Origin of the sequence: Paraglaciecola sp. 25GB23A (genome assembly GCF_040012495.1) — a bacterium.
Taxonomy (GTDB): Bacteria; Pseudomonadota; Gammaproteobacteria; order Enterobacterales; family Alteromonadaceae; genus Paraglaciecola.
The window spans coordinates 1-21293 of the sequence record NZ_JBDYKM010000010.1; the positions used below are offsets into that span (position 1 = coordinate 1).

Genomic DNA, 21293 nt, shown 5'->3' on the forward strand with positions numbered 1-21293 from the left:
TCCACTATTTATCATTGGTCACAGATGCCTTCTCACGCAAGATAGTCGGTTATCATGTCAGTAATGAAATGAAAGCGTCGGATGTCGTTAAAGCGCTCGAGATGGCGATACAAAATAGACGTTACGACCATGATGCTATTCATCACTCAGACCGAGGACTGCAATACTGCTCAACGTTGTATCAATCAGTACTTGAGACAAATAACATCCGCCCATCAATGACCGATGGTTATGACTGTTATCAAAATGCGCTTGCTGAACGAATAAACGGAATACTTAAACAAGAGTTCTTAATCTATCAATGCAATACACTGGATGAGCTAAGGGTATTAGTCAGTGAATCGATAAACATATACAACGAATTAAGGCCGCACTTGAGTTTAGAGATGAACACACCTAACAAAGTGCATATAATGAAAAGCCAGCAAAAAATGCTGGCTTAAAACCGTCAACTTATTTTAGGACGGGACATTAAGCTAGTGACTATTTTTTTAATAGATCGCGAATTTCTTCTAACAATACTTCTTGCTTAGGCGGTGCAGCAGGAGCGGCGGGTGCAGCTTCTTCTTTTTTCTTCATCGAGTTGATGGCTTTTACTCCGACAAATACAGCAAATGCAATAATGATAAAATCAATCACCGTCTGCACAAATTTACCCCAAGCGATTGCTACAGCAGGCATATCTGCGGTCGCTTCTTTAAGTACGAAAGCTAAATCGGAAAAATTAACTCCACCCAAAGCAAGGCCAAGTGGCGGCATAATTACATCACCCACAAAAGAGGCGACGATTTTACCAAAAGCGACACCAATAATGATACCGACAGCCATATCAACCACATTGCCTTTCATTGCAAAACTTTTGAACTCTGATATAAAACTCATATAAACATCCTTCTTGTTAGTGTTGTAAATGTTTATAAGGTAAACATTTAGCAGTGAGTTTATATGATGCTTATTTGTCGTTCAATTTATTTACATCTTGTTGCAAAACTTATTGTCTATTTTTTGCATTGCGGCCTATTTTTTGATTCGTTGAACATTTTCATTGCTACAGGTAAATGTTTTTCAATATTATCAATGCGAGTGGTGGGTAGGGGGTGAGTCGATAACAATTCGGGTTGACGTTGTTCACCGCCAGCTTTTGCCATGTTTTGCCACAATGCCACCGCTTGGCCGGGGGCAAAGCCTGATTGAGCCATCAGCTCCAAACCAATTAAATCTGCTTCACTTTCATGGGTACGACTAAAGGGTAACTGCACACCCACCTGCACACCCGCGCCTATAGCTGCCATAATTAAGTTGTTATTGGCTATTTCATTGGCTTGCAATAAGACATTTGTTGCTTCCATTCCTATGCCTATTAAAGTGCTACTCGACATTCGTTCGTTGCCATGTTCCGCTATTACATGACCAACTTCATGTCCAATAACCGCAGCCAATTGCTCTTGATTTTGTGCTACGTCCAATAAGCCGGTATAAACACCAATTTTGCCACCAGGTAAGGCAAAAGCGTTAACTTGTGGATCGTCAAACACTACGACTTCCCATTGACCACTAAAAACTGAGCTTGGCACATGTTTAGTGATGGCATCAGCTACACAATTTACAAATTGATTAGTGACTGTTTTACTCGATACTTTCTGTTGGGCTTTCATACCATCAAAGGTTTGTTGCCCCATGCCGGCGAGTTGTTGACTGGAATAAAGCTTGAGTTGGTTGCGACCCATGGGGGATTGAGCGCAGGCGCTTACTAACAATAAACCAGCTGCGTAGGTTACAAAGCGTGAAAAATTAAGCAAAATATTAACTCCGAATGAAAAACTTAATGTATGGATATTACATTGATTCGGTTTAGCCGTTAAGCTTATGTTCAGGCAAGTTTGATTATTTTCCTTACTGGAAATTATGATGTGATAATAATAAGGACGAACTATGGTAAACAAATTGGCTTACTTAGGGCTTTTATTGACTGGTTTTAGTTTAGTCGGCTGTGCTAATTCCAATGATGTTGACCGAAGAGCTGAAAATCAGTTTGTCACTGAATTTTATGCCTATGTTCAGCAAGTCAAAAAAGTAAGATTTAAGTCGTATATTGGTGAAGGTATGGCTGTTGGCGCCATAGGCGGCATTATTGAAGGCGCAGATGGCGATAAAGAGGATATGCTCGCTGGCGGGATCGCCGGAGCCTTGGTTGGGGGGCTTTTTACCGCAGTATTTGAAGGCAGTTCAAAGGGTTATGAATATCAATTACAAGCGGTTGATGGCGATGTAGTTACCGTGATTGTAAGCAAAAAATCTGGCGAATTAGGCGAATGTGTGAGTGTTAGAGTGGCTGGTGATGTCAGAATTACGCAACGACCTTTCGAAAACTGCATTGAAGCTGCAAAAGAATATCCATTGCTTTAAAAAAAACGCCTCAAAAATGAGGCGTTCAAATATCTAACATAGATTAGTGTTTATCAAACACCTGCTCTAAGCGCTTCAGCCTTATCAGTTTGTTCCCAAGGAAACTCATCGCGGCCAAAGTGTCCGTAGGCGGCAGTGGCCAAATATATTGGACGTTCTAAATCAAGCATTTTTATTAGGCCATAGGGGCGTAAATCAAAATTCGCTCTGACTAATTCAATTAGTTTGGCTTCAGAAATCTTGCCGGTACCAAAGGTTTCAATATTGATTGAAGTTGGCTCAGCCACACCAATAGCATAAGAAATTTGAATTTCACATCTATCTGCTAAGCCAGCAGCAACAATATTTTTAGCTACATAACGTCCAGCGTAAGCGGCAGAGCGATCGACTTTTGAAGGATCTTTTCCTGAGAAAGCACCACCACCGTGTCTTGCCATACCACCATAAGTGTCAACAATAATTTTACGACCAGTTAGACCGCAATCGCCCATGGGACCACCGATAACAAAACGGCCTGTGGGATTAATAAAAAATTTGGTTTTTGCGTTTAGCCATTTTTCCGGTAAGACTGGTTTAATGATCACTTCCATCACCGCTTCACGCAACTCTTCGGTACTGATTGAGTTACAGTGCTGGGTTGATAAAACGACAGCGTCAATGCCAATCGGTTGGTTGTTTTCATAAATAAAGGTAACTTGGCTTTTAGCGTCAGGGCGTAACCAACTCAAGGTGCCGTTCTTTCTTACCTCTGCTTGGCGTTTGACCAGTCTGTGTGCATAGGTAATAGGGGCGGGCATCAGTACATCGGTTTCGTTACTGGCATAACCAAACATCAAACCTTGATCACCGGCACCTTGTTCTTCAGGCGAACTGCGGTCAACGCCTTGGTTAATGTCAGGAGACTGTTTACCTATGGCATTAAGCACGGCACAAGAATCAGCATCAAAACCCATATCGGAATGGGTATAACCAATTTCTTTGACAGTTTTGCGAGTTATCTCTTCTATATCGACCCATGCCGATGTGGTCACTTCACCACCGACCAGCACCATACCTGTTTTGACAAAAGTCTCACAAGCAACTCGTGCTCTTGGGTCTTGGCTAAGTATAGCATCGAGTACCGCGTCAGAAATTTGATCGGCGATTTTGTCTGGATGTCCTTCAGAGACTGACTCTGAGGTGAATAATTGTGTTGTCATAATTTGCCTTACTTGGTTCGATTTTGTTTTATCGACTTGATAGGTCGTCATTTTACCTAATGTTAAGTAAAATACCAGTCTTTCCATCTAGACGTCCAAACGTCTCAGTTGATTTAACTTTATTTAGAGAGATAAAGTCACGGTAAAACAACCTTTTGTTATATGAAAAGCATTGAAGTTGTTGATAGGCTAATACAAAATGCCTGTCCAATCGGATCTGTTCCTTTTAATTTACTTTAGTAATGTGATTTTAATTTTATAGTCAGGAGACAACATGCCCCAACGTCAAGAACTTGCCAACGCTATTAGAGCGCTTAGCATGGATGCTGTGCAAAAAGCTAATTCTGGTCACCCAGGCGCCCCAATGGGCATGGCCGATATTGCACAAGTGCTATGGTGTGATTTTTTAAGTCATAATCCAACAAATCCTAAGTGGGCTAATCGTGACCGCTTTGTGATGTCTAATGGTCATGGCTCCATGTTGGTATATTCATTGTTGCATTTATCTGGCTACGCCTTGCCCATTGAAGAGCTACAAAATTTTCGTCAGTTGCATTCAAAAACGCCTGGTCACCCTGAATATGGTTATGCACCCGGTGTTGAAACAACAACGGGTCCTCTAGGCCAGGGTATCAGCAATGCCGTGGGTATGGCTATTGCTGAAAAAGCCTTAGCAGCCCAGTTTAACCGTGCTGATCATGACATCATTGACCACTTTACCTATTGTTTCCTCGGTGATGGATGTTTGATGGAAGGTATCTCCCATGAAGCGTGCTCATTAGCCGGTACCTGGGGCTTGGGCAAGTTGGTGGCGTTTTGGGATGATAATGGTATCTCAATTGATGGCCATGTTGAGGGCTGGTTTACTGACAATACCCCCGCACGTTTTGAAGCCTACGGATGGCATGTTATTGCCGATGTTGACGGCCATGATCCACAGGCGATAGCTGCAGCAATTGAAGCGGCAAAAGCGGTGACGGACAAACCTTCTTTGATTTGTTGTAAAACCATTATTGGATTTGGTTCACCGAATAAATCAGGCAGTCACGACAGTCATGGTTCTCCTCTAGGAGAAGCAGAAGTCGCTGCGGCTCGTGAGTTTTTAAATTGGCCACATGCGCCATTTAAAATTCCTGCAGATATCTATTCTGCGTGGGATGCTAAAGCTCAAGGTGCTGATGCAGAAGCCCAGTGGAATGACAAATTTTCAGCCTATGCACACGCTTATCCTGAATTAGCCCTTGAACTTAAACGTCGCCTAGACGGAGAATTACCCGCCGATTTCAGTGAAAAGGCGGATGCATTTATTGCTGAATCACAAGCCAAAGCAGAAAATATTGCCAGTCGTAAGGCCTCACAAAACTCAATTCAAACTTTTGCAACCATGCTACCAGAAGTATTGGGCGGCTCAGCGGATTTAGCGGGCTCTAACCTAACCTTGTGGAAAGGCGCAAAAGGCATTACTGCTGAAGATGCGAGTGGCAATTACTTGTATTACGGTGTGCGTGAATTCGGCATGAGCGGTATTATGAATGGTATCGGCTTGCATGGTGGTTTCCGTCCTTTTGGTGCTACCTTCTTAATGTTTATGGAATATGCCCGCAATGCTGTGCGGATGGCCGCTCTTATGGGCATCCCTAACATTTTTGTGTATACCCATGATTCAATAGGACAGGGCGAAGATGGCCCAACCCATCAGCCTATCGAACAAGTTGCTAACCTGCGCTTAACACCTAATTTGAATACTTGGCGTCCTTGTGATGGTGCTGAAACTGCGGTGGCGTGGAAGTCAGCTTTAGCGCGCACATCGGGTCCAACAGCCTTAGTCTTTAGTCGTCAAAATTTGGTCGCTCAAAGTCGCACGAGTGAACAACTGGCGAATGTAGCCAAAGGTGGTTATGTATTGGCAGATTGCCAAGGTCAGCCGCAAATTATTCTGATCGCGACGGGTTCTGAAGTTAATTTAGCCACGGAAGCTGCTATTACCTTGACTGAATCTGGTGTTGCTGTGCGTGTTGTCTCAATGCCAAGCACAAATCTATTTGATCAACAGGATGCGGATTATCGTGAGTCTGTGCTACCCAAAGCGGTCACTAAACGAGTGGCAGTTGAAGCCCTACACGTTGATTTTTGGCATAAATATGTTGGTTTTGATGGTGCCATAGTAGGCATGTCTACTTTTGGTGAATCAGCCCCAGGTGCTGCGTTATTAAAACATTTTGGCATTACCAGTGAAGCCGTAGTAAAGGCCGCTCAAAGCCTGCTTAATTAGTCATTAAATGGCTTTAAGTTAAGCTAATAGTTCTATATCCTAAGGCGCTTTTTAGCGCCTTACTTTTTTACTGTTTGGCAGAAGCCTTTAAACGTTTATAGTCAGAGACTTAGATGTTACTTGGCTTGTATAAACCAATGAAAGAACCACGGGTATTATGTTAAGAGTTGCAATAAATGGTTTTGGTCGCATCGGGCGTAATGTGCTCAGGGCGCTTTATGAAACAGGTCTCAATCAACATATTTGTGTGGTGGCCATTAATGAAATAGCTTCGCCAGAAGGTATTGCCCACCTCCTCAAATACGATACTTCCCATGGTCGATTTGGCTTTGTGGTTAATCTTCAAGGACATACATTGTCGGTCGCTGATGACCCGATCCAATTATTTCAACATGCCTCTATTGATTTACTTCCTTGGCAACAATTAGACATTGACTTGGTGCTCGAATGTACAGGTGTAAACAGTGATCGAGCTGCCGGACTTGCCCATATTGCACAAGGGGCTAAAAAGGTACTATTTTCGCAACCCTGCAGTGCTGATATGGATGCAACTGTTATATTTGGTATCAACGAAGACCAACTTAAGCCAGAGCATCGTATCGTTTCTAACGGGTCATGCACGACTAATTGCATCGTTCCTGTTATTCAAGTGCTCGACGAAGCCTTTGGTGTGCTAAGTGGTACGATCACTACTATCCATTCTTCCATGCATGATCAACAAGTGATTGATGCTTATCATCCTGATTTACGTCGAACCCGTGCAGCCAGTCAGTCGATTATTCCGGTTGATACCAAGCTAGCCATTGGCATAGAGCGAATCTTACCTAAATTTGCGGGGCGCTTTGAAGCAATCGCTGTGCGTGTGCCAACCATTAACGTTACAGCCATGGACTTAAGTGTCACGCTGGACAGTGAAGTGTGTATTGCTCAAGTCAATGCGGCACTAAAAGGCGCAAGAAAAGGGCGTTTGGCTGGCATACTAGACTACACCGAAGAGCCTTTGGTATCGGTTGATTTTAATCACAATCCGCATTCGTGTATTGTCGACGGCAGTCAAACACGTGTGAGTCACCGTCAACTAGTTAAAACACTGGTGTGGTGTGACAACGAATGGGGATTTGCTAATAGAATGCTGGATACGGCCTTGGCCATGTTTGATAGTGAATAAAGCTTTCATTTATTTTCAACTAATTTAATTTTATAAAAGGATCTGTATGTCTATATTAAAAATGAGCGAACTTGAGCTAGCGGGTAAAAGAGTCTTGATCAGAGAAGATCTAAACGTGCCCATTAAAGACGGTAAAGTGACTTCTGATGCGCGATTAAGAGCAGCCATACCGACCATTAAATTGGCAGTGGATGCTGGTGCAAAAGTTATGGTCATGTCTCATTTAGGTAGACCAACGGAAGGATTGTTCGAAGAAGAATATTCACTTTTACCCGTGGTAGATTATTTACAAAATGCCCTGAGTTGTCCTGTACGTTTAGAAAAAGAATATTTGCAGGGACTCGAGATTAACGCCGGTGAAGTGGTTATCTTAGAAAATGTTCGTTTTAATAAAGGCGAAAAAAATGATGACGAAGTGCTAGCAAAACAATATGCTGCCTTATGTGATATTTATGTTATGGATGCCTTTGGTACGGCCCATCGTGCTCAAGCTTCAACTCATGGTGTCGGCGTTCATGCGCCAGTGGCTTGCGCAGGCCCATTGTTGGCGGGTGAATTAGATGCGTTAGGCAAAGCCTTAAGTAATCCGGCACGGCCTATGGTGGCGGTAGTGGGTGGCTCAAAAGTATCATCTAAGTTAACGGTGTTAGATGCTTTATCAAAAATTGCCGACCAATTGATTGTGGGTGGTGGCATATCTAATACCTTTATTGCGGCCCGTGGCTATAATGTGGGTAAATCTTTGTATGAAAAAGACTTGATCCCAGAAGCGCAAAAATTAATGGCCAATCTGGATATCCCAGAAGCGGTAGATGTTCGAGTTGGTAAAGAATTTTCTGATACCGCACCGGCGGAGGTAAAGTTGGTCAATGAAGTTTTAGACGACGAACAAATCATGGATTACGGTCCGCAAACCGCAGCAAAGGTTGCTGAAGTATTAAAAGGGGCTAAAACCATACTATGGAACGGCCCTTGTGGTGTGTTTGAGTTTGATAATTTTGCTAAGGGGACTGAAGTAGTCGCCCGTGCTATCGCCCAAAGTGATGCGTTTTCTATTGCAGGTGGTGGTGACACGTTAGCAGCGATTGATAAATGGGGTTTGGAAGATAAAATTTCCTATATTTCTACCGGAGGCGGTGCCTTTTTAGAATTTGTTGAAGGTAAAACCTTACCTGCGGTAGCAATGTTGGAAGCCAGAGCCGCCAAAGGATAAAATTAGCTGATTTTTTCTCAGCAAATAAATAACAATAATAAGAAGTGCCTTAGCACTCGAAAACAACTACCTATGTAACCTACAAGCCGTATTACTAGCGGCTTTAAATAAAAGAAAGGAGTGCAGTACATGGCATCACCAGCACAATTGGACATGCTTGATAAAATCCGTTCTGACAGCGGCTTTATTGCCGCCTTAGATCAAAGCGGTGGGAGTACACCAAAAGCCTTACGTTTATATGGTGTAATGGAATCTGAATATAACGGTGATGAAGAAATGTTCCGTAAAGTACATGACATGCGCACACGCATTGTTACATCAAAGGTATTTGATGGTAGTCGTGTATTAGGGGCTATTTTGTTTGAAAACACCCTAGACCGTGACATCGCTGGCAAACCTGCGGCTGAGTACTTATGGCAAGTTAAACAAGTTGTGCCATTTTTGAAAGTTGATAAAGGCTTGCAAGACGAAGTAAACGGCACTCAGCTTTTGAAGCCGATTACGAATTTGAAAGAGCTATTGGCAAAAGCAAACAAACAGAACGTTTTTGGTACCAAAATGCGTTCTGTGATTAAGTTAGCTAATGCTGAAGGTATAGAAGCCGTTGTTGCTCAGCAGTTTGACGTAGCAAAACAAATTCTAGCAGCGGGCCTGATTCCTATTATTGAGCCAGAAATTGATATCCATAGCCCTGAAAAAGCAGCGGCAGAAGCTTTGTTAAAAGCCGCTTTGCTGAAGCATTTAGACACCTTGTCTGATGATCAACAGGTGATGTTCAAGGTTACCTTACCTGAAACAGCTAATTTTTATCATGATCTTCTTGGCCATCCAAGATTACTAAAATTAGTCGCTTTATCTGGAGGCTACAGCCGTGATGAGGCAAATCAACGTTTGTCACAAAACAAGGGCATGATCGCTAGTTTCTCGCGCGCACTGACCGAAGGGGTAAGTGCTCAACAGTCTGATGCTGAATTTGACCGTGTTTTAGATGCGACGATTGAAAGTATCTGTCAGGCTTCTCGAAGCTAATACATAGTCGAAACCCTGTTAATGACTGAAAGCCGAATATCATTCGGCTTTTTTTTATCTTATGGTTTAAGCTAGGTAAAATTTTGTAACGGTATATTCTCATTACCTGTTTGTTATTTCGGGTTTTTTCAGTATTTTAGGCTTTTAAGATTGTATAAATGCGCTATGATTGAGCAGTCAATTCGTTAATTCAAAGACCAAGCAAACACACATGATGAATGTTGATTTACCCTTACCACTGTATAAAAAATTAACGGTTACCTTTCGGGTCGAACCGGGTTGCTTAGGGCCAGATGGAATCGAACATATTGAAAAGTTCTGTAAGTTTGCTAAACATGAAGTGGCGAATCTAGACTCTGATTTTGTGCGCTGGGTTATTACCCCAAGGTTTGATAAGTCTTTATTAGAAACCGAATACAAGACTAACAATAAGCGTCTAGACTACGAAAAAGCACAAAAGTATTTACAGGTGTTTGGTAAAGAGTTGGACGAATTTGAAGAGCATTTGCAAGAAAAATTAGCAGAACTAATCGACCAGTTTCTCGGTCGTTAGTCCCTCCAATAATGCATTTAACCTGAACCTTGGATATTTAGTATTGCAGCTTAATATCAATGTCTTTTAGGTAGTCAACTTCTCTCTCTAAATCGGCACTAAATACCGGCTTTTGACTAAGCCAATCCTCTGGAAAAGTCAGTATAATTTTTTTGTCTTCAACCGCTATTTTGATATCGGGCAATATATCATCTTGGCGTTTGATATTGAGTAACACCCCCAAGCGCAATAAGGCAATTAACTTAAATACTTGTGACTGTTGTAATAAGGTAAATTCGGCAATTTCAGTGCTGCGAATTTTTTTGCGGTGAAAGCGTACTAGCGTCGCCAGCACATTTTGTTGTTCTTGCCCAAAGCCAGGTAAATCGATGTTTTGTAATATATAACTTGAGTGGCGCTGAATGCCACGGGTATTAATATGCAAGCCAACTTCATGTAACAGCGCAGACCAACCCAGTAAACTCTTTAGTTCTGGGTAACTAATATCCCACGCTTTGCGCACTTGGTGAAATAGTACCATAGTGGTATTTAGCACACGTTTAGCTTGTTCAATATCTACATCATAACGCGTGGCTAAACTTTCAGCGCTGCGTTGACGAATATCTTTCTGAGCCAATTGGTCGCCCATTTCATACAATACGCCTTCACGCAGTGCTGCTGAAGAAAATTCCATTTCTGTGATATTAAGGCTTTTAAAAACGGCGATTAATATCGATAAACCCGCAGCAAATACTGGGCGACGATCATCACTCAGGCCCTCTAATTTTAAATCATTGCTGTTACCAGCTGCACAACATAAATCCATGAGTATTTTTAAGTCAGTCAGAGATACACAATTTTCGCGATTGGTGCTATCTAATTGTGAGGCCAGTTCAATGATGCTCTTTATAGTACCAGAGGTGCCGATACAGGCTTTCCAGCCGAGTTGATTAAACTTTTTATCAATCATCTCTAGTTCTTGCTGGGCACTGGTGATGGCTTTACTAAAGTACTTGGCTTTAATTTCGCCTTGTTTAAAAAATTTATTGGTATAACTCACACAGCCCATTTGTAAGCTGCGTAAAACTTTAGTTTCAAAACCATCGCCAATGATAAATTCTGTTGAACCACCACCTATATCAACTACTAAGCGCTGACCGGTTTGATGATTAGTGTGTGCTACTCCTTGATAAATAAGGCGGGCTTCCTCAGCTCCTGAGATGACTTCGATAGGAAATGGAAACACTTTTTTTGCTGCTTGCAGAAAATCTTTGGCATTAGAAGCTTTGCGTAAGGTATGGGTTGCCACCACTCTAACGGACTCTGGGGCAAAATCTTGTAGACTCTCTGCAATAGTCGCCAAAGTATCGAGTCCCCGCTGTTGGGCCTCTTGTGACAGCGAACCATCTAAACCTAGGCCATCAGCCAAGCGCACCTTTTGTTTGACGCGATGTAAAATTTGCACAGAGCCTGCCACGATACGCGCAACAACTAGGTGAAAACTATTTGAGCCAATATCGAGGGCTGCAACTTTTAAAGATTCTCTTACTTCAACCGTATCAAACGCATTATTCAGATTTAGCATTATTTTTTGTTTCCACACCTTTTAGGTAGTCATAAATTTCAACTTGTGAGCGCAATTGTTTGCGGTTACCACGTTTGACATATTTGTTCGTTTGTTGAGCATCAATTATTCGAGCTTTAACCGTATCTTGCCATTGAATATTGAGTATGCTGATAATCCGATTTTTAATATCTGGGTCGAAGATGGGGCAGCCTACTTCAACACGGTTATCCATATTACGGGTCATCCAATCTGCTGATGAAATGATGACTTTTTTGTCTCCGCCATTTTCAAATACTAACACTCGTGGGTGTTCTAAAAAGCGGTCAATAATACTGATTACGGTAATATTTTCACTGAGCCCTTTTACCCCAGGTATCAAAGAGCAAATACCTCGAATAATAGCTCTGACTTTAACTCCCGCTTGACTGGCTTTATACAGATCGTCGATTAACAATTCATCATCGAGGTTATTCAACTTGATAAAAATTTCGGCTTTCAGCCCTTCTTTGCAATTTTGAATCTCTTGGCGCACCAATAATTGTATTTTGGTTCGCGCATTAATCGGCGATACTTGCAAATGTTGAAATTTTACCCGGCGGTAGGGCTGCTGAATAAAGGTAAACAGATTTTCTGCTTCTTCTGTTAACTCTGGATTGCGGGTAAATAAACTAAAGTCAGTATAAATTTTAGCGGTTTTTTCGTTAAAATTGCCGGTGCCTAAATGAGCATAATTTACGAGTTTTCCACCTTCTTCGCGAGTTACAACACAAACCTTGCTATGAATTTTCAAGGCAGGCATGCCAAATACGACTTTGACACCCGCGTCGGTCATGTTTTTAGACCATTCGATATTGGCTTGCTCATCAAAACGAGCGCGTAACTCTACCACCACTGTGACTTTTTTACCGTTATCCACGGCGTCGATTAAAGAGCTCATGACTCGAGACTTACTGGCGACGCGATAGATGTTTAAGCGGATATGTTTGACCTGGGGGTCAAATGCCGCTTGGCGTACAAATTCGGTAAAGTGTAAAAATCGATGGTAGGGATAGTATAACAAGATATCTTTGGCGGTAATTGCATCAAAAACTGTATCGTAATTTGAAAAGTCAGAAGCGGTAAGAGATGGCAATAAGGGGTTTTCAAGATATTCACGCCCAATATTAGGAAAACCAATAAAGTCTTTAAAATTACGATAAGCGCCGCTGGCAATCAGACTGTCATAAGAGGAAATTTTTAAACGCTTTTGTAAATCTTTGAGCATGTCGTCGGGCATGCGGCTGTCATAGACAACTCTCACTGGCTCAGCAATTAGGCGCTGCTTCATACTGTCAGACATTTTATCAACATAACTTTCATCAATTTCATCGTTGATCGAATATTCTGAATCTCGCGTCATCTTAAACGAGTAGGCCGTCAATTTATCAAAACTGACAAAACCTGAAAAAATACTATCAAGGTTTTGGCGAATAATATTGTCGAGTAAAATAATGTATTTTTTCTTTCTGCTTTTTTCTGGAGGTATCACCACAAAACGCGACATACTTTGCGAAGGCACTTCGATGGTGGCATAGGTGGTGGGCTGACCCTCGTTATAAATGCCAATATACAAATACGTTGCTGAATCATTTAAGCGCGAAACCAGTTTTACTTTATTGTCGAGTAAGATAGGGGCGATATGACGCAGAATTTTGTTTTTAAAATAATTCTTCAACCATTGGGTATGGTAAGGGTTTAAGTCTTTTTCATCGAGTAAGTAGATACGATAGCGAGCTAATCGCGCCACGATTTCTTCGTATACACGGTCGAAGTCTTTCGTCATCACCAGTACTCGTTGTTGGATTTTCTCCATCAACAATTTGGTGTCTTCAGCCTTTTGCGAATCCCCTTCATTTAAGTGTATGTATATTTTGCGTTTTACGTCAGCCACTCTGACGCGATAAAACTCGTCCATATTACTGGAGTAAATACCTAAAAAACGGATGCGTTCGATAATCGGGTTCTTTTTATCAGCCGCTTCTTGTAATACACGTTGATTAAATGCTAACCAGCTTAATTCTCTTGGATAATAGGTTGTCGTTTGTAATGGCATGGTTCTATTCAAATTATCAGTCATAAGACAAAAGGTCGATCCTCAATTGACAGTGTGACATTTTAATGACAAAGCGGGCAAAAATTTAGATTAAGTCCACATCTATCATTAGGTCATTGGCAATATTTTCGAGAGCCTCACGTAAATTAACCAAGTCAACATCAGGTGCTAGTTCAACAATGGCTTTCGCATTAAACAAGGGGTTTCCCGAGTTTGGTGCACTGGTGCAGCTAGAATCAAATTTTATAATATTGAGATTAAATTGATTCAATACTCGAGTGAGTTCTTGCACTATACCTGTTTTATCATTGCCGGTAATGGTGATTTCAACGGTTTGCTGATTTTTTAAGTGAGTTGTTTGGGCTGAAACCAAGTGGATACGTAAATCAGGATGTTGACTAAAAAGTTCGATTAGTTCGGCATGATTCTCTTCTGGCAGAACAATATGCACAAATCCAGCAAAATGGCCTGCCATGTGGGAAAAGTTGCTAGCTAACCAATTGCCCTTTCTCTGATAAACGGCTTTGGACAAACTACTGATTAAACCGGGTTTGTCTGGGCCTACTAGGGTAAAAATTAAAGGTTTCATGTTACTCTTCCTTAATTTGTTCAGTGTACTAATTAGACATAAAAACATAAGCTAATCAACTAAATTAGCGTGGATCGTTAGCAATTGCTCGTGGTTTGGTGTTCAATAAAACCTAAGATAAGTCCACATAACTTAGGTGACATAGATCGAGTGGACATTTAAACTTATCAATATAGTGACCACCGGTCGATTTTTTCTGGTGACTGTAACAAAAAAGACTTATTTCTGTAATAGAATGCGCGCCCTAGGCGTGTTGTACTTAGAGTAATTTAAGTACACCAACTTAACCAAAGAGAATATTAAATTATGCCGATGAATTCTTTTTTAGGGGTGTTTGCCAAATCACCACTTAAACCATTAGAAGATCATATCAACCTTGTGCATCAATGTAGCCAGGGCTTGCTGCCCTTTTTTGAAGCCGTGTATGCGGAAGATTGGAAAACGGCGCAAGAGCAACAACAAGCCATTTCAAAACTAGAAAAGCAGGCTGATGTCATTAAGCGTGAATTGAGAATTAATTTGCCAAGCGGCATTTTTATGCCGATTCAACGTCAAGATGTATTGGATTTATTAACCCAACAAGACAAAATCGCTAATAAGGCTAAAGATATTTCTGGGCGTATTTTAGGCCGTCAGCTGACTATCCCTGAACAGCTGCAGGTTCAATTTTTAGAATACTTGCAACGCTGTTTGGATGCGACTGAACAAGCCAAACAAGTCATCAATGAGTTGGATGATTTACTTGAGACTGGGTTTAAAGGGCGTGAAGTTAAATTAGTCGAAGATATGATTGAGCGTTTAGATAGTATTGAAGACGATACCGACCGATTGCAGATCGGTTTACGTAGAAGTTTGCTGTCTATTGAGAAAAATCTTAATCCTGTGGATGTCATGTTCTTATACAGTATTATTGAATGGGTCGGCGAGTTGGCCGATATTTCTGAACGAGTAGGTTCTAGACTCGAACTCATGCTAGCCAACTAAGAGACGTACCTCATGGATATTATACAAACATACGGCTTTATGTTGATTGTCACTGCCGCCGCCGTTGGTTTTATTATGGCTTGGGGCATTGGCGCAAATGATGTCGCTAATGCAATGGGAACCTCGGTGGGTTCTAAAGCATTGACCATTAAACAAGCCATTATCATTGCAATGATTTTCGAATTTGCTGGTGCCTATTTGGCAGGCGGGGAGGTTACTTCAACTATTCGCAATGGCATTATCGATTCATCATATTTTACCAATACTCCAGAACTACTGGTTTACGGTATGATTTCGTCTTTGTTGGCTGCTGGTATTTGGTTGGCGTTTGCCTCTTATCTAGGTTGGCCAGTATCAACTACCCATTCTATCGTTGGCGCAATCATTGGTTTTGCTGCAATCGGTGTCACGTCTGACTCTGTGCACTGGGATGAGGTAACCAAAATAGTCGGTAGTTGGATTGTTACACCAGCTATTTCTGGTTTTATTGCTTATCTTATCTTCCAAAGTGCTCAAAAACTTATTTTTGATACAGACAAACCCTTTGAAAATGCCAAACGTTATGTACCTTTTTATATGGCTGCCGCCGGATTTGTTATGTCTCTGGTAACCATTAAGAAAGGTTTAAGTCATGTTGGTATGAATATCAATAATAGTACCGGTTATTTGATTGCTGTCGCCATCGCGATTGTCGTTGCAATTGCTGGGCGCTTTGTCATCAATAAAATTAAATTTGATCCGCAAGCAGGTCGTGCGACTCACTTTGCTAATGTTGAAAAAGTCTTTGCAGTTCTGATGATTGTAACCGCTTGTTGTATGGCTTTTGCTCATGGCTCAAACGACGTTGCTAATGCCATAGGTCCTTTGGCTGCAGTGGTGAGTATTGTGAACAACGGTGGAGAAATAAGTGAAAAGGCGCAACTCGTATGGTGGATACTTCCATTAGGTGCAGTAGGTATTGTTGCAGGTTTGGCTCTATTCGGTCATCGAGTCATTGCTACTATCGGTAAAGGGATAACACATCTAACCCCTAGTCGCGGTTTTGCCGCAGAAATGGCGGCAGCGACCACAGTGGTTATCGCCTCTGGTACCGGTCTGCCCATTTCAACCACACAAACCCTCGTTGGAGCAGTATTAGGGGTCGGTATGGCGCGGGGTATTGCAGCACTTAATCTGGGAGTGATCCGCAATATTGTTATTTCGTGGGTAGTGACTTTACCCGCAGGTGCAGGCTTGTCTATCATCTTCTTCTATATGATAAAAGGTATCTTTGCTGCCTAATTTCATTGTAATAGGTCGTTGTTGTGGCAATTACATTCCAACTCTGGAATGTAATTGCTTGTCAGTAAAGGTAATCCTCTAGCGCCGATTTCTGTTTTGGCGTAATTCTATCAAGCGCCAAATTAGTTCGTTCACGTTTATATGTTCAAAGCCAATTGGTAGCTTGTTACTGGACTTCTTCAATACTTTCAAACATGTCATACTTTAGCCAATCATACCGAACAGTGTGATTAAAACGTTCAATGTAGGTATTCTATTGAGAATTGAATGAATCGCAGTTTAATGCCATTTTCCTTGGCCCAATCCGCCAAAGTAAGGCTGATATATTGCGTCCCATTGTCACTGCGGATTTTTTTCGGTTTCCCTCGCCACTCAATGATTTGGTCAAAGGGGCGCCTGACGCACTCTGCGGGTAACGATAAGTCCACGTCTCAAACTCACGGTAAATGTGATAAACACGCTTGTGGTTCTACTTGTGACCTTTCACATTACGCAGGAAAAAGAAGCATTGCCAAAAGCCCCAGTTTCGCTGATTGTGCGTGAGTCTAATCAGTCAGTCTGCGCCATCTCTTTGCGCTGCGATGGCTTCCTGAATAATTTCGGACTTGAACCACTCCTCCGCGTACATTTTTTGCGACGACGGTTTTCCTCTTTTAGCTCTTTCATTCTGCCTATGAGCGAGGGGGCCAGCGCGGCTGCCGCATGTGATTTTGCTCAAGATTGATACAACAGGTACCAAGTTTCCTTCATACACATGCACAGTATTCAGACGAAACAGTCAAATGCCAAGGCCTAAATATCTGTGGATGATGGATATAAAGGCGATGAGTTTTTTAGGATTACGAAAATCAAAATCGACGAAGTCAACGTGCCTACCCAACAAAATTAGACCATGTTGTATAGATCAGGTATGTGGTTTATTCCTCTCAATACTTTTTTCTTTGGGCCATTTAACCAACACCAGCAGGGGCTCGGTGTTGTTGGCAACACACTAGTGTTCGTGAGCGAACAGACAGATCCCTCTAACTGACTGATAATCCACTAGAGCTAGCGTCAACGGCGTTTCCCTATCAGACTCGGAAGGAGCAACCATGTCGACAATCACCACCATTAATCCCGCGACCGAAAAACAAATCCATTCTTACGACATCATGACCGAAAAACAGGCGACGGATCGGCTTGAGTCCTGCCATGCGGCGTTTCTGCAATGGCGCGAACTGCCCCATCAGAAACGGTCCCCCTATCTCAAGAATATCGGTCAAAAACTACGTGACAATGCCGATGAATTGGCCGCCTTGATGACCAACGAAACCGGCAAGCTCCTGAAAGATGGACACGTTGAGGTCGAACTCTGTGCAGCGATCTTTGATTACACCGCTGAAAATGGACCCGACGCGCTGGCCGATGAGGAACGCAAGCAAGCACTCAACGGTAAACGCGGCGTCATCAGTTATCAGCCCATCGGCGTTATCTATTCGATCCAGCCCTGGAACTTTCCCCTTTACCAGCCGGTTCGTGTGCTGGCATCCAATCTGATGGCAGGTAATGGTTGTGTTCTGAAGCATGCCAGCATCTGCACGGGTTCCGGTCTTCGTTTGCGTGAATTGTGCATTGAGGCCGGCTTGCCCGAGGACCTGTTCCAGGTTCTGGTGATTGACCACGACACCAGCGACAAGGTGATAGCCCACACGAAGGTCCGTGGTGTCACAATGACGGGCAGCGATGGCGCTGGGCGACACATCGGTGCTGTGGCCGCCAAGGAATTAAAGAAGACGGTACTCGAACTGGGGTCAAATGACGCTTACTTGGTGCTTGAGGATGCCGATATTGAAACTGCCGTAAAATTTTCGGTAATGGGTCGACTATACAACAACGGCGAGACCTGCGTTTCTGCCAAGCGGTTCATCGTGACTAACAAGGTCTACGATGCCTTTGTCGAGGCTTTCGTCGGCCAAATGCAAAACATCAAGATGGGTGACCCCACGGATGAGGATACCCAGCTTGGCCCGCTTTCCAGCCAAGAGCAGTTCGATACCGTCAAGGAGCAGGTGGACACCAGCGTCGCCAAGGGGGCAAAAATCCTCTGCGGTGGCCAAGTACCAAAACGCATTGGCGCCTATTATCCCTCCACGGTGCTGGCAAATCTTACGCCCGGAATGCCCGCTTATGACGATGAAATCTTCGGGCCGGTCGCGTCGATCATCCGCGCCATTGATGATGAGGACGCCATGCGGCTGGCTAATGAAAGTCGCTATGGACTGGGCGGTGGGATCTTTTCAAAGGACGAAGAACGAGCCCTCAAGCTGGCTCGCGATCACTTCGACACCGGCATGGTCCGCATCAATACATTCGGGGCTGCTGATCCGAGTATGCCATTTGGCGGGGTCAAGAATTCCGGTTACGGACGTGAACACGGTGGCTTTGGCATGAAGGAATTTATCAACGTAAAGTCGATTTTTCTACCCTGAACTGGCTTTAAACCCAGAATTTTATCCATTTTATTTAACATAAGGATTTCTCTATGAACATGAACATTCTTGTCGCCGGTGCTACCGGCAAAACGGGCCAGCTTCTGGCCCAGTACCTAATAGATCAGGGCCATAAGCCAACAGCGCTGGTTCGCGAAAGTTCGGATACCAGTTCGCTGCCCCAGGGCGTAGACCTGCGCCATGGTGATCTGACTGACCTGGAAACCGGCCTATGCGACGGCATGGACGCGGTGATCTTTGCCGCAGGATCCGGCGGAACCACGGGCCCTGAAATGACCAAAAAAGTGGATCGGGACGGCGCTAAGCACCTGATTGATCTGGCGAAAGTATCAGGCGTGAAACGTTTCGTGATGCTCAGCTCAATCGGCGCTGACCAGTCCAACCCTACCGGCGATATGGCTCCTTACCTGAATGCCAAACACGAAGCGGACGAATACCTCAAGGCGTCCGGAGTGACCTACTCGATCCTGCGGCCCGTGGCATTGACCAACAAGGGTCGTGGTACGAATGTGATCCTGGGCGAGGACGTCGATAAATCGGCCAAGGCGTCCCGCGCTGATGTGGCCCATGTTCTGGCGGAAGCCGCCACTACAGGCCGTTACGACGGTATGTCGCAAAATATGCAGTCCGCCTGACCGTCGTGTCGCTGGCGTAACACCAGCCTCGGAACCTTTAACGTGTAATATTCAATAATTCATTTCAACAGGAGAGAAAACTATGTCAGAAATCAATGGCAAAGTCGTCATCATTACCGGTGCCAGCAGTGGTCTCGGTAAAGCCACAGCGCTACGTTTGGCAAAGAGTGGCGCCAAGCTGGTGCTTGCTGCCCGCCGCGAAGAACGCCTTGTGGAGCTGCGTGACACGATCAAGGAGCAGGGTGGTGAGGCTATTTATCAGGTTACCGATGTCACTGACCGCGCTCAGGTCGAGTCGCTGGCCAAGGCAGCGAAGGAAGCGTATGGCCGCATCGACGTACTGGTTAACAACGCTGGCCTGATGCCGCTGTCGCCCCTCGATGAGCTCAAGGTCGACGAGTGGGAGAAGATGGTTGATGTCAATATCAAAGGCGTGCTCTACGGCATTGCCGCGGTGCTGCCGTCTATGCGCGAGCAGCATGTCGGCCACATCATTAATCTCTCGTCGGTAGCCGGGTATAAGGTCTTTCCCGCGTCCGCCGTTTATTCCGCAACCAAGTTTGCCGTGAGGGCGCTATCAGAAGGCATTCGTCAGGAAGGCAATGGGGAAATCCGCTCCACCAATATTTCGCCTGGTGCCGTGGCGACCGAGCTAACCAGTAAAATCAGCGACCCCGACACAGCCAAGGGGGTTGACGAAATGTACGAGATGGCCATTGATCCCGATGCGATTGCACGGGCAATTGCTTATGCCATCGAGCAGCCGGCAGATGTTGATGTCAACGAGATTATCATCCGCCCCACCAAGCAGCCCCTCTAACCAGGCAGCCACTCTAACCAGGCAGCCACTCTATTCGACAGGAGCAATAGAGTGGCATGGTAAAAGTTGTTTAGTCTCGTGTTTGTTCTAGCAGAGCTCACCATTGAGGATCTCTGTAATGCAAAATAGCATGAAAAGAAGCCGTTATTTGTTCAATATCGAACGTAAGCTAAATTCGCCATATTTGCGCCTTGGCGCAGTGGGTGATGACAATACGTTGGCGAAGTAAACAAATACCTGTGGAAATGGCTAAATAGGCAGAGATGAATTTATAGTGACCTCAAAATAGTTAGCAGGATTATTTGCCTTCTTCTGAGGGGAGGATAAACGGTTTTTTATCCTTACTGCCTGCATTTTTTCTTTTATTCTCGATAAATTCTTCTTCCAAAGCGGCTTTATCTTTTACATTGTGATCTGTGCCGTGTTTACGGTCATAATCTTGCGAGTGGTTTGATTCTTTCTGCATAATAATTATTCCTTCAAAATGCTGCCTACGATCAACAGATCGCAACTAAGACCTATTTAGTCCTGCGAATAAGCCACACGATAATAAAAATGACAATAATGGTGCCGAGAATACCGCCGCCCATAAACATAAGTTACGCCTTTAAAAAGTGGTTAGGTGCTCATCCAAACATGACTGGGGTGAACCGTCTGGACGCTAACGCACATAATCCACAAAGTAATTTGCCACCATATCCAGCAGCTGTGGCGAGCCAGTAATCAGTTATGCTCGCTTAAAAATGGGTATTGATAGACCAATTTAAACTGGCAATGATCCAATTAGATTTTATGCATGGATCAATTCTGGGACTGACAAAAGATATTTTTCGAGGGGATTATCCTAGTAATTTAAATCCTTGGGTGTTTTCAATGAATAGCGCGCGGCTATTTGTGGTTTTATTATGGATTATTGTTTCAGCCTTGTTTCGATCACGGAGAGGCGTTTATTTTATTAACTTACTGGCAATTATATTCCCAGCGCTCTAAGTTAATCCTCATCTCATTTCGCACGGT

19 protein-coding genes and 1 pseudogene are annotated in these 21293 nt (G+C 43.5%); 12 read left to right on the top strand and 8 right to left on the bottom strand.

Annotation, left to right across the window (positions count from 1 at the left end; translation table 11 throughout):
- Positions 1 to 443 (top strand): IS3 family transposase (locus tag ABKW31_RS13910; protein ID WP_348617153.1); only part of this gene is annotated, 443 nt, incomplete at its 5' end.
- A 40-nt stretch (positions 444 to 483) separates the two neighbouring features.
- On the opposite strand, the gene mscL is transcribed toward ABKW31_RS13910, so the two are convergent.
- Positions 484 to 882 carry a large-conductance mechanosensitive channel protein MscL gene (mscL, locus tag ABKW31_RS13915; RefSeq protein ID WP_348617154.1) on the bottom strand — a complete coding sequence of 133 codons (399 nt, stop codon included), beginning with the start codon at positions 880 to 882 and terminating at the stop codon, positions 484 to 486.
- Between the two features lie 116 nt (positions 883 to 998).
- Positions 999 to 1727, bottom strand: coding sequence for a M48 family metallopeptidase (locus ABKW31_RS13920; protein WP_348617249.1), 729 nt, complete (start codon positions 1725 to 1727; stop codon positions 999 to 1001).
- A gap of 205 nt (positions 1728 to 1932) precedes the next feature.
- On the opposite strand from ABKW31_RS13920, the gene ABKW31_RS13925 reads away from it, so the two are divergent.
- Positions 1933 to 2406, top strand: a complete 474-nt coding sequence (locus tag ABKW31_RS13925) for a hypothetical protein (RefSeq protein ID WP_348617155.1) — start codon at positions 1933 to 1935, stop codon at positions 2404 to 2406.
- A gap of 53 nt (positions 2407 to 2459) precedes the next feature.
- Here the strand turns inward: ABKW31_RS13925 and metK are convergent, their stop codons facing one another.
- A complete protein-coding gene (metK, locus tag ABKW31_RS13930) occupies positions 2460 to 3605 on the bottom strand; it encodes a methionine adenosyltransferase (RefSeq protein WP_348617250.1) in 1146 nt (381 codons plus the stop codon).
- A 274-nt stretch (positions 3606 to 3879) separates the two neighbouring features.
- On the opposite strand from metK, the gene tkt reads away from it, so the two are divergent.
- From tkt to ABKW31_RS13955, 5 genes are all read left to right on the top strand, one after another.
- Positions 3880 to 5877: a transketolase gene (gene tkt, locus ABKW31_RS13935; protein WP_348617156.1), complete on the top strand. Its 1998-nt coding sequence runs from the start codon at positions 3880 to 3882 to the stop codon at positions 5875 to 5877.
- Between the two features lie 157 nt (positions 5878 to 6034).
- On the top strand, positions 6035 to 7045 hold the full coding sequence (epd, locus tag ABKW31_RS13940) for an erythrose-4-phosphate dehydrogenase (RefSeq protein WP_348617157.1): 1011 nt from the start codon (positions 6035 to 6037) through the stop codon (positions 7043 to 7045).
- Positions 7046 to 7091: 46 nt separating this feature from the next.
- On the top strand, positions 7092 to 8258 hold the full coding sequence (locus ABKW31_RS13945; protein ID WP_348617158.1) for a phosphoglycerate kinase: 1167 nt from the start codon (positions 7092 to 7094) through the stop codon (positions 8256 to 8258).
- A gap of 129 nt (positions 8259 to 8387) precedes the next feature.
- The gene (locus tag ABKW31_RS13950; RefSeq protein WP_348617159.1) at positions 8388 to 9287 is read left to right on the top strand and encodes a fructose bisphosphate aldolase; all 900 of its coding nucleotides are present in this window, start codon (positions 8388 to 8390) and stop codon (positions 9285 to 9287) included.
- Positions 9288 to 9501: 214 nt separating this feature from the next.
- Positions 9502 to 9840, top strand: coding sequence for a hypothetical protein (locus ABKW31_RS13955; protein ID WP_348617251.1), 339 nt, complete (start codon positions 9502 to 9504; stop codon positions 9838 to 9840).
- A gap of 37 nt (positions 9841 to 9877) precedes the next feature.
- Here the strand turns inward: ABKW31_RS13955 and ppx are convergent, their stop codons facing one another.
- The 3 genes from ppx to ABKW31_RS13970 form a co-directional block, all read right to left on the bottom strand.
- Positions 9878 to 11404 (bottom strand): exopolyphosphatase, encoded by a 1527-nt coding sequence (gene ppx, locus ABKW31_RS13960; protein WP_348617160.1) that lies wholly within the window; start codon positions 11402 to 11404, stop codon positions 9878 to 9880.
- The gene (gene ppk1, locus ABKW31_RS13965) at positions 11388 to 13502 is read right to left on the bottom strand and encodes a polyphosphate kinase 1 (RefSeq protein ID WP_348617161.1); all 2115 of its coding nucleotides are present in this window, start codon (positions 13500 to 13502) and stop codon (positions 11388 to 11390) included. Before ppk1 ends, ppx begins: the two co-directional genes overlap by 17 nt.
- A 61-nt stretch (positions 13503 to 13563) precedes the next feature.
- Positions 13564 to 14067, bottom strand: a complete 504-nt coding sequence (locus ABKW31_RS13970; protein WP_348617162.1) for an ACT domain-containing protein — start codon at positions 14065 to 14067, stop codon at positions 13564 to 13566.
- A 306-nt stretch (positions 14068 to 14373) separates the two neighbouring features.
- On the opposite strand from ABKW31_RS13970, the gene ABKW31_RS13975 reads away from it, so the two are divergent.
- Positions 14374 to 15051, top strand: a complete 678-nt coding sequence (locus ABKW31_RS13975) for a TIGR00153 family protein (protein ID WP_348617163.1) — start codon at positions 14374 to 14376, stop codon at positions 15049 to 15051.
- Between the two features lie 12 nt (positions 15052 to 15063).
- On the top strand, positions 15064 to 16332 hold the full coding sequence (locus ABKW31_RS13980; protein WP_348617164.1) for an inorganic phosphate transporter: 1269 nt from the start codon (positions 15064 to 15066) through the stop codon (positions 16330 to 16332).
- A gap of 61 nt (positions 16333 to 16393) precedes the next feature.
- On the opposite strand, the pseudogene ABKW31_RS13985 reads toward ABKW31_RS13980, so the two are convergent.
- Positions 16394 to 17013: pseudogene (locus ABKW31_RS13985) on the bottom strand (integrase core domain-containing protein); the annotation flags it as partial.
- A 410-nt stretch (positions 17014 to 17423) separates the two neighbouring features.
- Here ABKW31_RS13985 and ABKW31_RS13990 point away from each other — a divergent pair.
- The 3 genes from ABKW31_RS13990 (at position 17424) to ABKW31_RS14000 (ending at position 20276) form a co-directional block, all read left to right on the top strand.
- Positions 17424 to 18800 carry an NAD-dependent succinate-semialdehyde dehydrogenase gene (locus tag ABKW31_RS13990; protein ID WP_348617165.1) on the top strand — a complete coding sequence of 459 codons (1377 nt, stop codon included), beginning with the start codon at positions 17424 to 17426 and terminating at the stop codon, positions 18798 to 18800.
- Positions 18801 to 18853: 53 nt separating this feature from the next.
- A complete protein-coding gene (locus ABKW31_RS13995; RefSeq protein ID WP_348617166.1) occupies positions 18854 to 19456 on the top strand; it encodes an SDR family oxidoreductase in 603 nt (200 codons plus the stop codon).
- Positions 19457 to 19538: 82 nt separating this feature from the next.
- Positions 19539 to 20276, top strand: coding sequence for an SDR family oxidoreductase (locus tag ABKW31_RS14000; protein ID WP_348617167.1), 738 nt, complete (start codon positions 19539 to 19541; stop codon positions 20274 to 20276).
- A gap of 298 nt (positions 20277 to 20574) precedes the next feature.
- Here the strand turns inward: ABKW31_RS14000 and ABKW31_RS14005 are convergent, their stop codons facing one another.
- A complete protein-coding gene (locus ABKW31_RS14005) occupies positions 20575 to 20742 on the bottom strand; it encodes a hypothetical protein (RefSeq protein WP_348617168.1) in 168 nt (55 codons plus the stop codon).
- Positions 20743 to 21293 lie beyond the last annotated feature (551 nt).